This is a genomic window from Pseudomonas sp. Q11 (assembly GCF_024494355.1).
GTDB classification, from domain to species: Bacteria; Pseudomonadota; Gammaproteobacteria; order Pseudomonadales; family Pseudomonadaceae; genus Aquipseudomonas; species Aquipseudomonas hefeiensis.
On record NZ_JAKNQY010000006.1, the window covers coordinates 24,024 to 42,862 of the forward strand.

At 62.0% G+C, this 18,839-nt stretch carries 18 protein-coding genes; 8 read left to right on the forward strand and 10 right to left on the reverse strand.

Annotated features, from left to right (window positions below; translation table 11 throughout):
* Nucleotides 1-58: 58 nt before the first annotated feature.
* Nucleotides 59-970 carry a LysR substrate-binding domain-containing protein gene (locus MA884_RS08570; protein ID WP_256230045.1) on the reverse strand — a complete coding sequence of 304 codons (912 nt, stop codon included), beginning with the start codon at nucleotides 968-970 and terminating at the stop codon, nucleotides 59-61.
* Between the two features lie 264 nt (nucleotides 971-1,234).
* Here MA884_RS08570 and MA884_RS08575 point away from each other — a divergent pair, with 264 nt between their 5' ends.
* Nucleotides 1,235-1,813, forward strand: a complete 579-nt coding sequence (locus MA884_RS08575) for a hypothetical protein (protein WP_256230046.1) — start codon at nucleotides 1,235-1,237, stop codon at nucleotides 1,811-1,813.
* 93 nt (nucleotides 1,814-1,906) lie between these two features.
* Here MA884_RS08575 and MA884_RS08580 read toward each other — a convergent pair whose 3' ends face one another.
* The 4 genes from MA884_RS08580 to MA884_RS08595 form a co-directional block, all read right to left on the reverse strand.
* A complete protein-coding gene (locus MA884_RS08580; RefSeq protein WP_256230047.1) occupies nucleotides 1,907-3,109 on the reverse strand; it encodes an NAD(P)/FAD-dependent oxidoreductase in 1,203 nt (400 codons plus the stop codon).
* A gap of 244 nt (nucleotides 3,110-3,353) precedes the next feature.
* Nucleotides 3,354-3,728 (reverse strand): response regulator transcription factor, encoded by a 375-nt coding sequence (locus tag MA884_RS08585; protein ID WP_256230048.1) that lies wholly within the window; start codon nucleotides 3,726-3,728, stop codon nucleotides 3,354-3,356.
* Between the two features lie 101 nt (nucleotides 3,729-3,829).
* Nucleotides 3,830-4,480, reverse strand: coding sequence for a response regulator transcription factor (locus tag MA884_RS08590; RefSeq protein ID WP_256230049.1), 651 nt, complete (start codon nucleotides 4,478-4,480; stop codon nucleotides 3,830-3,832).
* Nucleotides 4,477-5,928, reverse strand: a complete 1,452-nt coding sequence (locus tag MA884_RS08595) for a sensor histidine kinase (protein WP_371134754.1) — start codon at nucleotides 5,926-5,928, stop codon at nucleotides 4,477-4,479. Before MA884_RS08595 ends, MA884_RS08590 begins: the two co-directional genes overlap by 4 nt.
* Nucleotides 5,929-6,350: 422 nt before the next feature.
* On the opposite strand from MA884_RS08595, the gene MA884_RS08600 reads away from it, so the two are divergent.
* Nucleotides 6,351-7,292: a LysR family transcriptional regulator gene (locus tag MA884_RS08600; protein ID WP_305518634.1), complete on the forward strand. Its 942-nt coding sequence runs from the start codon at nucleotides 6,351-6,353 to the stop codon at nucleotides 7,290-7,292.
* A 25-nt stretch (nucleotides 7,293-7,317) separates the two neighbouring features.
* Here MA884_RS08600 and MA884_RS08605 read toward each other — a convergent pair whose 3' ends face one another.
* Complete coding sequence (locus MA884_RS08605) at nucleotides 7,318-8,328, reverse strand: GlxA family transcriptional regulator (RefSeq protein WP_371134755.1); 1,011 nt, start codon at nucleotides 8,326-8,328, stop codon at nucleotides 7,318-7,320.
* A gap of 151 nt (nucleotides 8,329-8,479) precedes the next feature.
* Here MA884_RS08605 and MA884_RS08610 point away from each other — a divergent pair, with 151 nt between their 5' ends.
* The 4 genes from MA884_RS08610 to MA884_RS08625 all read left to right on the forward strand — a co-directional run bounded on the left by MA884_RS08610 (nucleotide 8,480) and on the right by MA884_RS08625 (nucleotide 13,220).
* Complete coding sequence (locus tag MA884_RS08610; RefSeq protein WP_256230052.1) at nucleotides 8,480-9,472, forward strand: helix-turn-helix domain-containing protein; 993 nt, start codon at nucleotides 8,480-8,482, stop codon at nucleotides 9,470-9,472.
* A gap of 69 nt (nucleotides 9,473-9,541) precedes the next feature.
* Nucleotides 9,542-10,474, forward strand: coding sequence for a transporter (locus MA884_RS08615; protein ID WP_256230054.1), 933 nt, complete (start codon nucleotides 9,542-9,544; stop codon nucleotides 10,472-10,474).
* Between the two features lie 11 nt (nucleotides 10,475-10,485).
* Nucleotides 10,486-11,745: an MFS transporter gene (locus MA884_RS08620; RefSeq protein ID WP_256230055.1), complete on the forward strand. Its 1,260-nt coding sequence runs from the start codon at nucleotides 10,486-10,488 to the stop codon at nucleotides 11,743-11,745.
* A 17-nt stretch (nucleotides 11,746-11,762) separates the two neighbouring features.
* On the forward strand, nucleotides 11,763-13,220 hold the full coding sequence (locus MA884_RS08625) for an amidase (protein WP_256230056.1): 1,458 nt from the start codon (nucleotides 11,763-11,765) through the stop codon (nucleotides 13,218-13,220).
* Between the two features lie 106 nt (nucleotides 13,221-13,326).
* On the opposite strand, the gene MA884_RS08630 is transcribed toward MA884_RS08625, so the two are convergent.
* The gene (locus MA884_RS08630; RefSeq protein WP_256230057.1) at nucleotides 13,327-13,761 is read right to left on the reverse strand and encodes an Rrf2 family transcriptional regulator; all 435 of its coding nucleotides are present in this window, start codon (nucleotides 13,759-13,761) and stop codon (nucleotides 13,327-13,329) included.
* Between the two features lie 146 nt (nucleotides 13,762-13,907).
* On the opposite strand from MA884_RS08630, the gene MA884_RS08635 reads away from it, so the two are divergent.
* A complete protein-coding gene (locus MA884_RS08635; RefSeq protein WP_256230058.1) occupies nucleotides 13,908-14,801 on the forward strand; it encodes an NAD(P)/FAD-dependent oxidoreductase in 894 nt (297 codons plus the stop codon).
* A 23-nt stretch (nucleotides 14,802-14,824) separates the two neighbouring features.
* Here MA884_RS08635 and MA884_RS08640 read toward each other — a convergent pair whose 3' ends face one another.
* The 3 genes from MA884_RS08640 to MA884_RS08650 are packed head-to-tail and all read right to left on the reverse strand — an operon-like array spanning nucleotide 14,825 to nucleotide 17,852.
* The gene (locus MA884_RS08640) at nucleotides 14,825-16,132 is read right to left on the reverse strand and encodes a CitMHS family transporter (RefSeq protein WP_256230059.1); all 1,308 of its coding nucleotides are present in this window, start codon (nucleotides 16,130-16,132) and stop codon (nucleotides 14,825-14,827) included.
* Nucleotides 16,133-16,182: 50 nt separating this feature from the next.
* A complete protein-coding gene (locus tag MA884_RS08645; protein ID WP_256230060.1) occupies nucleotides 16,183-16,506 on the reverse strand; it encodes a hypothetical protein in 324 nt (107 codons plus the stop codon).
* Nucleotides 16,506-17,852, reverse strand: a complete 1,347-nt coding sequence (locus MA884_RS08650) for an acyclic terpene utilization AtuA family protein (protein ID WP_256230061.1) — start codon at nucleotides 17,850-17,852, stop codon at nucleotides 16,506-16,508. The genes MA884_RS08645 and MA884_RS08650 overlap by 1 nt, the downstream gene beginning before the upstream one ends.
* 101 nt (nucleotides 17,853-17,953) lie before the next feature.
* Between MA884_RS08650 and MA884_RS08655 the strand changes: the two genes are divergently transcribed.
* The gene (locus MA884_RS08655) at nucleotides 17,954-18,829 is read left to right on the forward strand and encodes a LysR family transcriptional regulator (protein WP_256230062.1); all 876 of its coding nucleotides are present in this window, start codon (nucleotides 17,954-17,956) and stop codon (nucleotides 18,827-18,829) included.
* The last annotated feature ends 10 nt before the right edge of the window (nucleotides 18,830-18,839 follow it).

Sequence of the window (18,839 nt, forward strand, 5' to 3'; positions counted from 1 at the left end):
CTTCGCCCCCCAGCGGGAGCAAGCTCCCTCGCCACAGGGTTCGGTGTTTGACTGGTCATCAGGCCAGCCATTGTTTGAACTGCTCCTTGCAATAATCCACGAACAACTGCGCAGGTTTGGTCAGGTGTGTGCGCTTGAGCCATCCCGCCACCAGGGCCGACCCGGTGACGTCCTCGGCGATGTTGACGCACACCACTTGCTGGCCATCGTAGGTGCAGGTGGAATGTGGCCGGGTTACCAGCAGCGCAAAGCCGAACGATTGCCCGACCATGCCGCGCACCATTTCGATCGAGGGAGAGCTGAAAACAATGTTCGGTGTCAGACCCAACTCCTCGAAAATGCTCACGAAATAGGTCCGGCTGGGTTGCACGTCCAACAGAATCATCGGCTCCAGCGCCAGATCGCGCAGGGACACCTGAGCCTGGCTGGCAAAGCGGTGCTCCGCCGGCAGCAGCGCGTAGGGTCGTTGCGGCGCCATCAGCGCCTCGGTCTCGATGGTGCCGTCGAGATCGTGCTCATAAAAAATCGCCAGATCGAAACGCCCCCCCGTCAAACCTTGCACCAGTTCCTGTTGCTCGCCGTCCTGCAGGCGGATCTCCACGCCGGGATAGCGCTGGCGAAAACCGGCGATCAGCCGTGGCAAATACAGCGGAGCGACAGTCTCGAAGCAGCCGATATCGATCTGACCGCTGACCACGTCGTTATCAGCCAGCGCGTTCTGCTCGAACTCTCGCGCCATGCGCAGCAGCTCCTGGGCTTTGCGATAGAAGCGCGCACCGCCAGGGGTCAACGACACACCCTGGGCGTGGTGACGGATGAGCAACTGCACGCCGAAACTGTCTTCCAGCCCTTTGACGGCGGTCGCAATCGAGGGCTGGGCGATGTACAGCTTGCGGGATGCTTCGGCGACGCTGCCACATTCGACGGTGGTGACGAAGTACTTCAGCTGACGCAGGGAATAGGAGGCCACGGTACACCTCGATCGGGATGGTTTTTGTCTACCTTACCTTGCGGCGCTGGTGCGAGGGGCGGGCATTGCAACGTATTTTGCTGGTCAAAGGCGATATTTGAACTGGGTGACGTTCAGTCCAGCCACGCATTGTGTCGAGTGTCGCGGGCAGCAGGATGGATCGCTGTCTATAGTGCTTTGAGCCCGTGAGACTGAAGACTGCAATAAAGAATCGCACCGTCGGTTGGGTGCGTTTCCTGGACATTTTTATAAAGGGAGGTTGGTATGGGGCGCGCAACATACGAGGGGCGGCATTTGCTCCATTTGTTCCCGGAGCAACACACCATGCAGGCTGTCGTGGTGGTGAAGCTGGCGACTGGCGTCATCGATTTCCAAGGCATTGCGAACTTCTCATTTGCCGGTGGAAACATTCACGTCGAACAGCATTTGATGCTGATGCTGAGCGAAAAATATGGCGCCATCAACAACATACCGACGGATTCGACGGTCATCTTTGTCGCCAAATGGAGCCCTTGCCAGGAGTGCACCAACTTCTTGATACCTGGATTTCTCCAGCATGCCGATGTAGTGGCACGCAATATCAGAGTCAAATTCAGGTTCGAACAGTACTATGTGACGGGCGTTTACCCGAACGCCGCAGCCGATGCCAATCTATGGCCCAATCAGGGGCGTGCGCAGGCGGCCTACACCCAGATGTCCCATGCTTACCCAACCACCCATCGACAGAACTACTCCTACAATTCGGATACAAGGCAAGTTACGGATAAAGTGAAGCGTCAGGTTGTGTTTGCCCCTACCCACGTCGACAGGACCCATGAGTTCGAAACGTGGCACCTGGACTGAAAAAAAAACGCCCGCCCAAACATCAATGGCGAGCGTCCGGGAAAAACCGGCACAGACACAAAGGAGGGGGCTGGCCGGCCGATGAAGCGCGGGTCAGGCCACCGGAATCAACGGGTCAGCTGCGGCCAGGGCGGTGGCGCGGTCGGCGGCCGGTGGGTAGATCCACACGGTGTTAATCTGGGTCTTGAGCTCCTTGGCTTCCTGCCCGACCAACTTGAGCTGGCGGTCCCAGCCTTCGGTGAATACCGCGCCCCACGCGCCCAGGTCCAGGCAGGTCACGTACTTGGGCTGGCTGTAGGTCATCGGCGCCACGCCCAGCAAGTCCGCTGCGACGTTGTTGCCGGCGTAGCGACCCAGGGCGATGGCGTGCTGGCAGGACATCGCCGCGTAGTTGCCGATGGTGTCGGTGGCGGCATAGGCCACGTCACCGCTGGCGAATATGTCGTTCTGTCCCAGTACTTTCAGATGTGCATCGACGTGCAGGCGACCCTGGGGATCGCGGGTGCCCGGCACTTGTTGGGTCAAAGGGCTGGCCCGGAAACCCACGGTCCAGATCACCGTCCTGGACTCGATGCGCTGGCCATCCGAGAGGGTGACGCCGTCAGCATCCACAGAGTCGACTGACACGTTGACGATCCACTCAATGCCCAGATGGTCGGAAGCTTCGATGATGGACGGGCGAATACCGTCGCCCATTGACGCACCGATTTGCGGCCCGCGCTCCACCACGATGACACGGATGTTTGCGTCCTCGCCGAGGGCGGCGCGCAGGCGCGCGGGCATTTCGGTCGCGGTTTCGATCCCGGTGAAGCCACCCCCGGCCACTACCACGGTGTTGCGGGCTGGGTTGTCCGGTAGATCCTTGAGCGCATTGATGTGGGCTTCCAGGCGTGTTGCCTGTTCGATCTCATCGACATCGAACGCATGTTCCATCATGCCCTTGAGGTCGGGACGGATCAGTTTGCTGCCCGCAGCGAGCACCAGACGGTCGTAGCCCAAGGTACCCTGGGTCCCGTAGACGTCCACATAGCCGACCCGTTTGTTATTGACGTCGATCGTGCTCGCCGAACCTTGCACGAATTTCACCCCGACCGCATCGAACAGCTCGTTCAGCGGAGCCATCATGGTGTGAACATTCGGCTCATAGAAACGGGGCCGGATTCGCAACTCCGCCTGGGGGGCCAGGACGGTGATCTGCACGTCATTACGATCGTGTTGGTCCAGCAGCCGGGCGGCGCTCAATGCGCTCCAGACCCCGCCGAAACCTGCGCCAACAACCAGAATATGTTGTTTCATGATGAGCTCCCGAAGACAAAATCGATACGTTGAATTGTTTAACTGTTTCAGCGTGACCGTGTCGCGAAGTACTCCAAAAGCGCCTGGCTGCAATGAGTTGCCATCGAGCACATTCAGTTTCGGTTCGCTGTAGGGAAGCTTATTGGCAGGACCTGCGTTTAACACTTCTACATAAGGTCATCGGGCCTATGCCTGGGTAGGGGGGATCTATACAAAGGTATGAGGTCGCGACGATGGCGCGGCATCAGGAAGGCCGGGCAAGTACCGATTCGATGCAGGCAATCAATTCGGCGCAGTCGAAGGGCTTCGGGAAAAACGCCACCGGCTCGGGCACACCGGCACTGACCCGGGGTGGCACGCCAGGGTATCCGGTAATGAAAATGATCGGGATATCAATGCCCAGGGTCGACAATCGATCGTACATCTGAATGCCGGTCATGCCAGGCATCTGAATATCCGAGATCAGGCACGCTGTGTTTTCAAGTTCACAGGAGGATAGAAAGTCCAAGGCGCCCGCGTATGTTCTAACCCGATATCCGTGGGAACGTAACAAGCCATCCAGTGCAATTCGAACTGACTCATCATCATCAATAATTGAAATAGTTGCGGTATTGGACATGTCGATACCTGGGGGTGATATCAGGTAGCCATAAAGGCGCCCGTGTCACTGCAAGATACGCCGTCCAATGGTCCCGCCAAGTATACGTGTGTATGAACTTTCTACTGTTCGCCACGCCATTCCAGCACCTGGGCCATGCGGACCAGATCGGCAAATGAGCCTGCGCACATCTTGCGCATGGCTTGGCCGCGGTGAATCTTGACCGTGATTTCGCTCAAGCCCAGTTTCCCGGCGATCTGCTTGTTCATCAGGCCTGACGCCGCCAGCGCCATGACCTGTTGCTCGCGGGGCGTCAACGTGGCGTAACGGCCAAGCACTTGCTGATGGCTGCGCTCGGCGTCGCGCCGCTGGCGGTCCTGGTGATGGGCGGCGGTCACGGCGTCGATCAGGTCTTGTTCGCGAAACGGTTTGGCGAGGAAATCCACGGCACCGGCCTTCATCGCCCGCACGGTCATGGCGATGTCACCGTGGCCGGTCATGAACACGATGGGCAGATGGACGTTGGCCGCGGCCAGCGCCCGTTGGCACTCCAGGCCGCTGGTGCCTTGCAGCCGTACATCCAGAACCAGGCAACTGGGCAGGTCGGGCCTGGAATGGTTCATGAACTGTGCGACCGAATCGAACAGATGCACCTGCAGGCCGATGGAGCGCAGGAGGCTGCCGAGGGATTGGCGCAGCGGTGCGTCGTCGTCAACGATATAGACGATGGGCTCGTTGCCGATGACCGGGTTCGTGGGCTGCATGGCGTTCATTGCCCGCTCCCCGACAGAGCGGTGCCCGTGAGCCGCGGCAGCGCGAACCTGAACGAGGTGCCTTGGCCGGCCTCGCTGGTCGCCCAGATCCTGCCGTCATGGAAGTCAATGATGGACCGGCAGATGGAAAGGCCCATGCCCAGGCCGTTTTCCTTGGTGGTAAAAAATGCATTGAACAAGGACGGCAGGACCTCGGGGGCAATGCCGGTTCCGTGGTCAGTCACCTCCAGCAGCACTTCGTCATCCTCCATCCAGGTGCGTATGTGCAGGGTTCGTTCGTGTACCTTGACTGCGTCCATGGCGTGACAGGCATTGATGATCAGGTTGATGATCACTTGCTGCAGTTGCACCCGGTCTGCGCTGACATGGCTGTCGGTCGCTGCCAGGTCCACCTTCGCCCGGACCTTATGATGAGCCAGTTGCTGCTGGACCAGGTTCAGGGTCTCGCGGACGATGTCGTCCAGCCGCTCAGGCTGGCGCACCGGGTCGCATTTGCGCGACAGCGCCCTGATACCGCTGATGACCTCGCTGGCGCGACAGCCGTTGGCGACGATTCGGTCGAGGCAATCCAGGGCTTCCCGGAGATCGGGCTCCGGACGTTTGAGCCAGCGGCGGCAGGCCTCGCCACTGCTGGTGATGGCCGTCAGTGGCTGGTTGACCTCGTGGGCGATGGACGCGGCCATTTCCCCCAGGGAGGTCAAGCGCGTGACGTGGGCCAATTGGCTCTGGGCGCGGAACAATGCGTCTTCGGCCTGCTTGCTGGCGGTGACGTCCATGAGCGCGCCCAAGTACTGGAAACGGCCATGCTGGACGAGCAGGGGGCTGGCGATCATGTGGATGTGCTTGATGCGCCCATCAGGCATCAGCAGGCGCAGCTTGACCTCGATCTGCGGTTCGCCAGCGGCGGCCTGTTGGAAAACCCCGCGTGCCAATTCCAGGTCTTCAGGGTGGGTGCGCGCCAGCATCATCGACACCGTCGGTGTCTTGTTGGGCGAGTACTCGAAAATCCGTGCCGACTCCTCCGACCAGGTCAACGCTTGTCGATCGCCGCGAAAGCCTACGCTGCCGGTCTGGCTCAGGCGCTGGGCGCCGATCAGGTAAGCCTCGTTGTGCCGCAGGCTGTCGGAAGCCTGCTTGCTGCGCAGCGCCAGGAACGCAATGGCGGACAGTGCGGTCAGGCAGCGGAAGAAGCCGGTGGTTGATTCCCAGCGGTGATAGCCGCCGTTGTACAAGAACATCGCGGTGAGCAAACCCATGCACATCAGCGCGACGGTGATCACCAGATTGATGGAGAACAGGTTGGCCGCCATCAACAACAAGGTGATGTACAGCAGGGTCGGCGCCAGGTCGGAATGGGTTTCGGAGTTGATGATGACAATCCCGCAAGCCACCACCAGGCCTACGAGCCAGCCGAGGGCGTTGACCAGCGGATGGCTGCTGATTCCCATCGACAGTCGCGGCCCCCTCTGGCATGGGGTGTATCGCAGGCTGTCATAGACGTTCTTGAGCATCGCGGAGGGTAGGGGCACGCTGGCAGACCTTTTGTTTTTACGTGGTCTCGCTCTGGGATTTCGGGGGACAGAGCATCGGTTCGTATCTTAGAAGCGCCGCTTGGGCTGAGGTAGGACATAAAACCCTGAAATTGCGCCAGGCCGTGCCAACACCTCCTTTGTGGCGAGGGGGTTGGGCATATACCGAAGTATCGATGATGTTGCCCAAAGGGTGGGGTGAGTGTCCCCACGTACAACAGACACTGGCTTGCCTCGGGAATTACGCTGTCAACACCTCGTCGCCGTAGGCCTTGATGGAGGGCGCAGGCGATGATCTTGTCCACTCCTGACTCAATGGCCTGGCGCCTGGGGCGACGACGATGATGAACAGAAATGACCTGCGTCGTGCTGACATCAATTTGCTGGTGGTCTTCGAAACCATGATGCACGAGCGAAACGTGACCCGCGTCAGCGAAAAGCTGTTCCTCGGCCAGCCAACGATCAGCAGCGCCCTGGCGCGCCTGCGGTTGATGTTCGATGACCCCTTGTTCATCCGTTCGGGGCGGTTGATGGAGCCGACCTCCCGAGCGCGGGAGATATTCTCCAATCTGTCACCGGCGCTGGACGGCATCGCCGCAGCCTTGAGCCGCTGCCAGACGTTCGAGCCAGCCACCAGCGAGGCGACCTTCCATATCGGTCTTTGCGATGACGTCGAGTACGCACTGCTGCCGGAGTTGTTGCGGCGCCTGCGGGTCGAGGCACCGGACACCACCTTGGTGGTGCGCCGGGCCGATCAATGGCAGGTGTCCCAGCTGTTGGCCAGCGGCGAGATATCCCTGGGCATCAGCCCGACCCTGGAGCTGCCGGCCAATGCCCGGCGCAAGATGCTGCGGCCGATTCGACCGATGCTATTGCGCGCCGATTCGCAACCCGGCGAACTGACCCTGGATGAATTCTGCCGTCGGCCCCATGCCGTCGTGTCGTCCATGGGCAATGTCATCGATGACTCGGACCGCGCGTTATGCCTGATGGGCCGACAGCGCCGGGTGGTGTTGACCGTGCCGCAGTTCAGCGCTTTGCCCGTGCTGTTGGCCGAGAGCGACATGATTGTCATCGTGCCGGATTACGTTGCCCAGGCGATGGCGATGACGACCGGCATGCGGGCTCAAGCGGCCCCGATCTGCTTGCCCCAGCACGAGCTGTCGATGGTCTGGCGTGGCGCTTCGCACAATGATCCGGGCGAGCGTTGGTTGCGTTCCCGTTGCAGCGCACTCCTGGCTGAGCAGGACGACTCGCAGGCGCGATCCAGGAAAGTGGCCTGACAGAACCGTAGCGCAAGTTTCGCGCTCAACGGGAAAACCGGTTGCGATACTCTCGGGGGGAAATCGACAGGTGGCGCTGAAATGTGTGACGCATTCGTTCCTCGTCACCGAAACCGCAGGCGTGGGCGATCTGGTCGATGTTGCGCCGAGAGTCTTCCAGCATTCGCCGCGCGGCCTCAAGGCGGAACATCTCGATGGCTTTGGCCGGGGTGCGGCCGGTCTGGCGTTTGTAGACCCGGGCAAAATTGCGCGGGCTCATCCTGGCCTGGCGGGCCAGTCGCTCGACGGTGAGGTTGTTGTCGTCCAGGTGTGCGCAAATCCACACGTGCAACTCATCGAATCCGGCGCTCTCCTGCATCTGCAATTGCAGCAGTTGGCTGAACTGCGCCTGTCCGCCGGGGCGCTTGAGAAACACCACCAGCTCACGGGCCACCTGCAAGGCCACGTCGCGACCGCAATCGGCTTCGACCAATGCCAGGGCCATGTCGATGCCGGCGCTGACACCGGCCGACGTCCATACGTTGCCCTGCTGGATGAAGATCGCATCGAGATCCACCTCAACCGACGGGAAATCACTCCTGAGCATCTCGCACATGGCCCAATGGGTGGCGGCCCGGCGTCCGTCCAGCAAGCCGGCCTGGGCCATGAGGAAGGTGCCGCTGCACACCGATGCGGTGCGCCTGGCCTGGACCGAGGCATTGCGCAGCCATTGCACCAGGTCGACACAGTCGATCATCGCCTGTCGTATGTCCGGTGCGCCGGGGACGATCAGCGTATCGATGAGCGTCCCGTCGAGCTCATGCAGGGCACGGGTATCCACGACCAAGCCTTCGGCGCTTTGCGTCAATCCGCCTGCCAGGCTGGCGGTGTGCATGGTGTAGCCGGGCAGGCCGCGTTCGGTCATGGCTTTGGTGGCGGCCCAGAACACCGTTTGGGCGCCGGTCAGGTCCAGCAAGCCCATCTGCGGATAGGCCAGGAATACCAGGGTGCGCGGTTGGGAAATGGACTCGGCGGCGAGGCCGACATCCAGGGACATCTCGTTCATGATCGTTTCGCGCTGGGTGTTTGTCAGGGACGGTGAAGGAGTCTATCCGTTTTCGGCACAATTGAACGAGCGACCTACCAGGCGGAATGGAACTTGCCTGAGCTTTGACCCATAAGCCCTGGAATCATCAAAGGTCGGGTCAATGAATAATGACAACATGGCGCAGCCAGCGGTCTCGTCGGAGGGGCTGCCGATGCTACCGATCAATCGGTTCCGCACCACAGACATCGACGAGCATGCCCGGAACATGGGCGGTTGGCAGGTTTGCTATGACCAGTTGACCCCCGGGCGCTTCGACGGCGAGTTGATCGAGTTCCGCTCGGAGTGGATGCAACTGGTGCGCGACCGCTCTAATCAGGCCCTGACCAAGCAAGGCATGGCCTGGGAGGGTGCCATCACCTTCAGCGTGCCGCTGAGTGCGGACGGGCCGGTCTTCTGCTCCGGGCACCCGATTGTCGAGCCCAGCCTGTTGGTCGCCCGTGGGCATAACCTGCCCGAGTTGCGCACGCCCCAGCATCTGGATCTGCTCGGTGTCGCCATCGACGAGCAGGCGTTGGAGCATGTGCTGGAACGTCAAGGCAGCCGCTTTCGAATTACCGATCTTCCCAAGTGTTACCGTCTGGGCAACTCGACGCTGCCCGCCGAGCTTGCGGCGTTATTCGATGAGCTTGAAGGGGGGGAGCAGGGGCGTGACTCATTGCTGGGTTACGAGTCGATTCGTCGTGGCCTGCGTGACACGGTGATGCTGCACCTACTGGACCTGGTGGCACCGGACGAGGCGCCGCCGCTCAACCCAACGGCACGCAAACGCATGGTTGACCGGGCTCGGGAATACGCACTGACTCACGTCGACGAACCGCTGTCGATCCTTGACCTGTGCAACCACATCGGCGCCAGTCGGCGCAAATTGCAGTATTGCTTCCAGGAAACCCTGGGCATCAATCCGGTGGCCTATTTACGGGCGTTGCGCCTCAATGCCGTGCGCCGTGAACTGCGCAACGGGGATCAGGCCCTGGGCGTGCAGGAAGTGGCTGCACGCTGGGGCTTTTGGCATTTGAGCCGGTTTTCCAGCGACTATCGGACCCTGTTCGGCGAAACACCTTCCCAAACCCTGCGTCGCACGCATCTGTGCTGAAAACGGATAACGGCTGACCGGCCGGCTCCCTAGGATGACCCCAACACCACAGGGTTGGAGGGGCATTCGATGAATCAAAATAAAAAAGCAAACGCCTGGCGCTGTACTTGGTTGACCTTGGGGCTGATCGGTGTGGGTGGCGCTGCCCATGGCACCGAAAACGGCGCGCCGACCACGGCGGTTGGGGTCTATGATTTCGGCGCGGGCATGATGCCGCCAGCCACGCCCTTTGGCACCGTCGGCCTGCGCACCGCGTTCTATTCGGCCAACGTGCAGAAGGACCGCCACGGCAAGTCCGTGGACAACAATTTCTCCCTGGATGTGCTGTCCATCGGCGTCGCCTATATGCGCATGACCGATTACACCGTGCTGGGCGCCAAATATGGCTTCGGCACCGTGGTGCCGTTTTTCCAGATGGACGCTTCGGTACAGGTGCAGACGCCAATCGGTCCGCTGGATCTTGCGGCCGATCCGTTTCGCATGGCCGACATCCAGCTGTTGCCGGTGATCCTGCAGTGGACTCTCTCGCCCAACCTGTTCGTCAACACCCAGTTCCAGATCCAGGCACCGACTGGCGACTATGACAAGAATCGCCTGGTTTCGCCGGGGCTCAACCACTGGACCTTTTCGCCGATCCTCAACGCCACTTACATCTCCGACAGCGGTTTGGAAGTGTCTTCCAGTTTTGAAGTCGACATCAACACGCGCAATCGGGCCACTGACTACAAGAACGGTGTCGAGTACCGCCACGAATTCGCGGTGGGCCAACACGTCGGGCCATGGACTGTGGGCGTGGGCGGGTACTACTACCGCCAGTTCAGCGATGACGATGCGCCGGGGCTGCAAGCGGGCAATCGCGCCCGGGTGATGGCCGTCGGGCCGGCGGTGAGCTACTTCAAGCCGGGTATGCCGCCTGTGTGGTTGCACGTCTACAAGGAGTTCGACGCGCGTAACCGTGCCGAGGGCTACACCACGGCGCTGCGCATTTCTCACAGTTTCTAAGGGGGGCTCCCATGAACCAATCAAGTTCCGTTTCAACAGCCGCAGCCCCGTCACGCCAGGCCACGGGTCGGCGTGAAGGACTGGTGCTGATGCTCGGCAGCAGCCTGACCATCATGGGCTCGGTGATGGTCGCACCTATCTTGCCCCGTTTGGGCGCCGAATTCGGCCCTATGGAACCGCGGGCCGATCTGCTGGTGCCGTTGGCGATCACCGGACCGGCCCTGACGATTGCCTTGTGCGCGCCGTTGGCCGGTTGGCTGGCGGACCGGGTCGGGCGCAAGGCTCTGCTGGTGATTGCGACGTTGCTCTACGCGGTGCTCGGCGCGCTGCCGGCGATGCTCGATAACCTGCCGGCGATTGTCGGCACCCGGTTGCTGTTCGGCTGCGCCGAGGCGGCGGTGATGACCTGTTGCGCGACCCTTATTGCTGACTACTGGCACGGCGAAGAGCGCTTGCGCTATGTCAACCGGCAAGTGGTGACCATCGGCCTGGTGGGGGCGCTGTTCTTTGTGGTGGGCGGGGCGCTCGGGGAGCATTCGTGGCGCTCGCCGTTCCTTTTGTACCTGCTGCCATTGTTGCTGGTGCCCGCAATGATGAAGGTGCTGTGGGAGCCGTCGATGATCAGGCGGCCGAGGGCCGAGCAGCCAGCGGACGAATCGGGTCCGGCCAAGGTCGCGGTGCGGTCGCTGATGGTCGGTTACCTGATGATTCTGGGCGGCATGGTGCTGACCTTCATCGTGCCGATCCAGGCGCCGACGCTGTTGGTCAGCCTGGGCATCACCTCCAGCACGCTGATCGGCATGGCGGCAGGCTTGAGCCTGCTGGCGACCCTGGGCGGTTCGTTGATGTGGCCCTTGCTGCGCCGTCGCTTCGGCATTGCCGGTTGCAACGCGCTGTTGCTGAGTCTGATAGGGCTCGGGCTCTGGCTGCTGATGCGCGCCCAGAGCTACAACGCCGTGCTGGTGGCGGTCTTCATCCAGGGCCTGGGTTCCGGATTGCTGGTACCCAACGTGATGGCTCCCGTGATGAATGCCTTGACCGCCAGCACCCGCGGTCGCGGGCTGGGAGGGTTCACCTCGTTTCTGTACATCGGCCAGTTCGTCAGTCCGCTGGTGGTGGCCTCTGTGGGCGCCTTCGCCAGCGATCTGCGCCAGTCGATCCAATGGCTGGCAGTCGCCAGTTTTGCCGCCGCGCTGCTCTGGATCGCTGTCGGCCTGCGTACTCGAGGCCATGGTCAGGCGACCACTCTCGGCTCCCGTCAATCGTCATGAAACAAGGAATCTGAAGCATGGGCATGCAAGACATCCACCACTTGATGGACAACGAAGACGCCAGCGCACTGGCCGAGTGGGTCAGGCGCGGCGAGATCCGCCCCGGCGAACTGCTGGAGGCGGCCATCGAACGTCTTGAACGGGTCGAGCCGCAACTCAATGCCGTGGCCGAGCGGTTATACGATTCGGCACGGGAAGCGGCCAACACGCCTCAGGTCGGGCAGGGCCTGTTGGCGGGCGTACCGACGTTGATCAAGGACCTGTTTTCACCCGTTGCGGGTGCAGCGATGACCAACGGCTCACGCTCATTGGGCGATTTGCGGGCGGATTTCGAATCCGAAGTCGTCACCCGCTTGCGACGGGCGGGCTGTCAGGTGCTGGGCACCAGCACCTCACCGGAGTTCGGTACGTCGTACTCCACCGAATCTTCGCGTTTCGGCGCCACCCGAAACCCTTGGAGCACCCGGCATAGCGCCGGTGGTTCCAGCGGTGGTGCAGCAGCGCTGGTGGCGGCCCGGGTAGTGCCGTTCGCCCACGGTAACGATGGCGGCGGGTCGTTGCGGGTGCCGGCCTCTTGCTGCGGGGTATTCGGCTTCAAGCCCAGCCGCGGCCTGCTGCCGTCCGGGCCGATGGTCGGCGAGGGGTGGGCGGGGATGGGCACGCCCCATGCGATCACCTTGTCAGTGCGCGACAGCGCCGCGTTATTGGACGCCACCGCCGGAATGGATCTGGGAGCGCCCTATGCCGCGCCGGTCCAGACGTTGCCCTATGTGACGGCGTTGCAGCGCGATCCGCAACCGTTGCGCATTGCCCTGGTGGAGCAACTCGGTCCCTGGCCGACATCGCCACAAAGCCTGAAGGCCGTAGGCGAGGCGGCGCGGTTGTGTGAATCCCTGGGTCACCGTGTCGAACCGGTCACCCTGCCGGTGGTACTGCCGGAGTTTCTCGACCAGGTCTTCACTATCATCGGGGCAAGCACTCGCCATTACGTTGACCTGCTGGGCCAGATGCGCGGATCCGCGGTACAGGCCGAGGAACTGGAGGTGCGCACCCGGATCATCCTGCGGGACAAGGGCAACGTCAGCGGCGCCCAGTACGCGGCCGCAGTGGAATGGATTCATGCCCTGGGCCGGCAACTGGCGATGTTCATGCACGATTACGACCTGATCCTCACCCCGGTCCTGGCCCGTGAACCGGTACCGATTGGCGAGCTGGACGTTGAGGACGTGTGTATGAGCCTCGACCAACTGGTGGAGCGCTACCACAGCTACTCGCCATTCACCGCGCTGTTCAATGCCAGCGGCCAGCCGGCGATGTCCGTGCCGTTGTCCTGGAGCAGCAATGGCCTGCCGATGGGCGCGCACTTCGCCGGTCGCTTTGGCGAAGAAAGCACCTTGCTGGCCCTGGCCGCGCAACTGGAACGCGCTCAGCCGTGGCGTGGCCGGGTGCCCGCGGTGAACGCTTGTCGTGGTTGAATGCGGCGATGTTTCAATAAAGTGAAGCGGGCCGGCTCGAAGAACGGCACATCCAGCGTCGATGGGTCGCCGATCTCGATGCCTGATCGGGCCCGCTTCCCACCATTCAGCCGTGCCCCACCCGAAAGCGCTGATCAAAATCCTCCGCCAACTGCGCCAGGGTGATGCTGCCCAAACGCTTGAGCAGCAACGCCTGGGCCTCATCGAATGCATCCGTCAGCGCTGCATTCACCGCTTGTTCCACCAGGCACTGCGGGTGATCGGTGGACAGGCCAATGGCAAAAATCGACGTGCTGCCCAAGGCCTGATGGATGTCGAGCAAGGTCATCTCTGCCAGGGATTTGCTCAGCGTCCAGCCGCCGCGATGGCCTTTCTCTGACGTGACGTAGCCCTGTTCCTTGAGCAGCGCCATGGTCCGGCGCACCACCACAGGGTTAGTGCCGAGCATCTGCGCGATGGTGTCGGACGTGGCGGATTGCTGGTGACGGTCCATGTGGATGAGTACATGAAGCATGCGGGACAGGCGAGTGTCGTTTCTCATGGTAACGGCGTTGTTCTGTTGTTGAGACGGGGCTGAGTATCGCCTGTAATTGCAAAAGTTACGAGATCGTTGACAGGGGCTTTTCAAGGAACTTACGATGTGTCGAGACTTTAGCGGTTCTTCGAAAACCACCTTGGAGAGAGACCATGGGCTACGACGTCATCATTACAGGCGGCAGTTACGCGGGTATGTCGGCAGGACTTCAACTGGCACGGGCCCGGCGAAAGGTGCTGGTGATCGATGGCGGACAACGCCGCAACCGGTTCGCCGCGACTTCCCATGGTTTTCTCGGACAGGACGGCCGCGCGCCCGCTGACATCGCCGAGGATGCCCGTGCCCAGCTCATGGCGTATCCGACGGTGGAGTGGGTCTCGGACACCGTGGTCCAGGCCCGCAAGGAGGAGGGCGGCTTCACCCTGGAAACCGCCCGCGGGCAACGTTTCAATGCCCAACGCTTGCTGTTGGCCACCGGGGTGATCGATGACTTGCCGGCGGTGCAAGGGCTGGCTGAGCGTTGGGGCAAAAGCGTGTTCCACTGTCCTTACTGCCACGGCTATGAGTTGGACCAGGGGCCGATCGGCGTGCTGGCAACGTCGCCAATGTCGCTGCACCACGCCTTGATGCTTCCCGACTGGGGGCCGACGACGTTCTTCACCAATGGCGTATTCGAGCCGGACCCGGAGCAGCGGGCCAGCCTGGAGCTACGTGGGGTGACGCTGGAGGCCGAACCGGTCGAGCGCATTGAAGGCGAGCGGGCGAATGTGGTTCTGGAAGGCGGGCGGGTGGTCGCCATTGATGGTCTGTTCGTCTTGCCCCGTACCCGCGTGGGCAGCTCGTTGGCCGCCTCTCTGGGGTGTGAATTCGAGGACGGCCCGCTCGGCGCCTTCATCCAGACTGACATGACCCGGGAAACCAGCGTGCCGGGGGTGTTTGCCTGTGGTGATGCGGCCATGCCGTTCGGCTCGGTGGCACTGTCCGTGGGCGATGGCGTGCGGGCGGGATCGGGCGTGCACCGATCGTTGATCTTCGGCGCACACTGAAAACCCGTTCCCCGCCCTGAACCCTAAACCTGTACCGCCCCGGTCGCCACGGCGAAGGCGAGCATCACCAGGCTGACGCCCCAGGCCCAGAAAAAGGTGTAGGCCATGTGTTTGCGTAACTCCACGCCGGACAATGCCAGGGCCAGGTATACGCTGGGCACGACCGGGCTGATGGAGAAACCGGTGTTTTCACCGATCAGCATGGCCCGGGCAACGGCCTCGAGGGGGACACCCGCGGCCGCGGCGACGTCCCTGATCACCGGCAACAGCGCAAAGTAGTAGGCGTCCGGTGAAAAGATCATCCCCAGGGGGACGCCAAAGAACCCGACGATCACGTGCAGGTACTGGGCGGAGCCGCCAGGCAGAAAGTCGATCAGTGCCAAGGCCATGCCATCGGACATTTTGGCTCCGGACAGCACACCCAGCAACACGGCGGCGGCCATCATCACCAGCACCATTTGCAGCGCGTCGGATGCGTGGGCCTTGAGGCGTTCGGCCTGGGCATCCAGGGAAGGGAAGTTCAACGGCAGGGCGATGCCCAATCCCACCATGAAACAGGCATACAGGGGGAAGATGCCGGTGAACAGGCAAGCCAGGATCGCGCTGGTCAGGGCTACGTTCAGCCAGTACCGCAGGTCCCGGGGCGAGAGGCCGAACTCGCGACCTTCGGTGGGCAGGCTGTCCAGATCGACGCTGGCGGCCGCTCCCAATGACATCGGTCGACGGCGTTGGGCTCGCGAGCCCAGCACTGTCGCCACCAGCAACATGCAAACCAGCCCCACCAACTGCACCGGCAGCAAACCTAGCCAAAGCTCGGTGGCATCAAGCCCGGATACTGCCGCGGCCCGGGCAGTGGTGCCGCCCCAAGGCACCATGTTGATCACTCCGGCGGTGGTGCCCACCAGGCACAACAACATTGCTGGATTCATGTTCAGGCGCTTGTACAACGGCAGCAGCGCCGGAATGGTCAGCAAAAATGTCGCGGCGCCCACCCCGTCCAGATGCACCACGGACGTCACCAGCACCGTGACCAGTGCCACGGCCAGCGGTTTGCCGCCGGTGCTGCGGATCAGCAGGTTGACCAGCGGGTCGAACAGCCCGCGATCACGCATGATCCCGAAGAACAGAATGGCAAACAGAAACAGCGCGGCGGTAGGGGCTACGGTGATCAGCCCGGCCTTGATGAATTCGCCGATTTGTCCGGGGTTGAAACCGGCCAGCAGGCAAGCGGCGACGGGAAGGGTGGTGAACGCGACGACGGGACTGATCCTGCGCAGCAAAATCAGCCCGATGATGACCAGCATCATCAAAAAACCCAACGTTGTAATCATGGTGCAGCCTCTCTTTTTATTGTTGTCGACGGGACGGGCGCGCGAGTCTTTCAGCCCTGTGGTCGGGGCAGGCGCAGGGACAGGAGCAGATAACTCAAACTTTTGCCATGGCGATCAAGGCCGCAACTGAGGTTTACGCCGCCTTCCAGGGCGTCTTCGAGGACGAAATTCAGTGCATGCAGGTTCGGCAGTTCATAGCGATGCACCTTGGCAGGCTGGCGTGTGGCGAATTGCTCGGCGACTCGTTCGCAGGTCAATTCGCGCAGCAACCATGGGTAGTGCGCCGGATCGAGGGGAAATACCGCAATGCTGAGGATATTGCCTTTGTCTCCGGCACGCGCGTGGGCGAAGTCGGCGAGGGTGACCAGGTTCATCAGTACCACTCCAGGGTCGTGTGAATTTCGCTGCGCGGCAGCAGGAAGCTGCGGGTGGTGACGGCTTCAGCGAGGTGCCGGCGAACACCTCCACCGCCGGCCGGACCGTTGGTGTAAAGCGACTCCACCTCAGCTAACAGGGTCTGGACCATCGCCTGGTCGGTATGGGTCAGGCCGACGCGCACACGCACATCGTCGAGGGCCGGCGCCAGCGCCAGTCTTTGTTCCAGATAGCGGCCACTGTGGTCATTGAACAGACTGGCGACACCCGACAAATCGATCCACGGCTGTATGCCTGGCGCCAACCGGTCGAAACGCTGCAGCAGAATCTCCCGGGCCAGGGCGGCACGGGCCACGGCACCGGGACCGGCATAGGAAATTTCCGCTTCGCCGAACCAGAGACCACGCACACCAGCCAAGCCCTTGAGCGTATCGGGGCGCGGATGGCCCAGCAGGCCGCTGATCTCAACGCGGTCATCACCCAGGTCCCGGACGCGGGCCTGACCCAGGTCCAGCACCACATCCGGGGTCAGATAGCGGCGCGGATCATGCACCTCATAAAGCAATTGTTCCTTGACTGTTTGCTCGCTGACACGCCCTCCGCAGCCCCGGGTTTTACCAATGATCAAGCGCCCATCCTGATGGATTTCGGCAATCGGACAACCGAGGTTCGCCGGGTCCGGGATCTCTTTGATCCCAGGATGGGCAAAGTACCCGCCGGTGACCTGGGTGCAGCATTCCAGCAAATGCCCGGTCGCGGTGGCGATGGCCATCTTCTGCCAGTCATCGGCAGCCCAGCCCAGCCCATGGCGAATTGCGCCCACCGCCAGCGAAGGATCGGCCACTCGCCCGCACAGCACGATGCCGGCACCTTCTTGCAGCGCCGTATGAATGCCGTCGGCACCGGTGTAGACATTGACCGACACCACATCTGCCGGGGCCAGGGGCAGCCATTGCTTGAAGCGCGGCGTGGCTTCTTCCAGCAGGTCATCGCCCAGTACGCAGGCAATTTTCAATGTCGGATAGCGTCCTGCCAAGGTTGCCCGCAGGCGCTGTGCGGCGGCTCTGGGGTTGGCTGCACCACCGTTGGTAATGATGGGGATGCCGGCTTCGATACACACATCCAGCATCGGCTCGAGGAAATCGAACAGGCGCGAGGCGTATCCGGCTTGGGGATCGAGCCCTCTGCGCAGCTGCGCTTCGGCCAGTGTCCGTTCGGCCAGCAGTTCCAGCATGATGTAGCGCTGACCGTTTCGTTGCGCCAGATCCTGGGCCAGGCGCAAGGCGGCGTCTGGGCGGTCATTGGCGAAACCGGCGCCGCATCCGACGAGAATTGTTTTTGTCATGTCCGTTTCCACTGATGGGATGGCCCATAGTGGCGGGCATGGATTGTTCTGTGAATTTTAAAGGTAGAATCAATTGATCCATTATTTTTATAAGTGCGGCCATGAACGTTTCTTTCCGGCAGCTTCGTGCCTTTATCCTGATCGCTGAAACCTCAAGCTTCACTCGCACCGCTGAACAGCTTCACCTGTCCCAACCGGCGCTGAGCTACAGCATCCGCAAACTGGAAGAGACCATGGGGTTGCAGTTGCTGGCGCGTAACACCCGCAGTGTCGAGTTGACGCTGGCCGGCGAACACTTCCTGCCCCAGGCCAGGCGCATGCTCAGGGATATGGACGATGCCGTACGGGACGCCCGCGACACCCTCAGCCTGAGTCGCGGCTCCCTTCGCCTGGCGGCACTGCCCACGGCGGCCGCTTCGTTCCTGCCAGTCGTCATCGCCTCGTTCCAGCGCGTACACCCCGGTGTACGGGTGAGCGTATTGGATGGCCGGGCCGGCGAGATCATGGGTTGGGTGCAGCGCGGCGAGGTGGACGCGGGCATTACCTCGTTACCCGACGACCTGTCCGGGCTCAGCTTCGAGCGTCTGTTGGATGACAATCTGGTGTTGCTGACCCACAAGGATCATCAGCGCGACAGCCTGGACGACTGGAAGCGCAGGCCCTACATCGCCCTGACCCCCGACACCAGCATCCGCCCCTTGGCCGACGCAGCGTTGCGCTATCTGAACGTCGAGCCTGAGCCCGCCTGGGAGGTGGCGCACATGAGCACTGCGACTGCGCTTGTGCGCGAAGGGTTGGGGTTCTCCCTGCTGCCGGCCAGTTGCACGGCGGTGTTCAATATTGGTGAGCAGTGTGCGGTGATTGCCATCGACCAGCCCGGCAAGCGGTCGATCGGCCTGTTGCAACGCAAGCCAGTGGCCCAGTCACCGTCGCTGAGCCACTTCATGCTCCATTTGCGGCAAACGTTGCGCCAATAATGACAGTTCC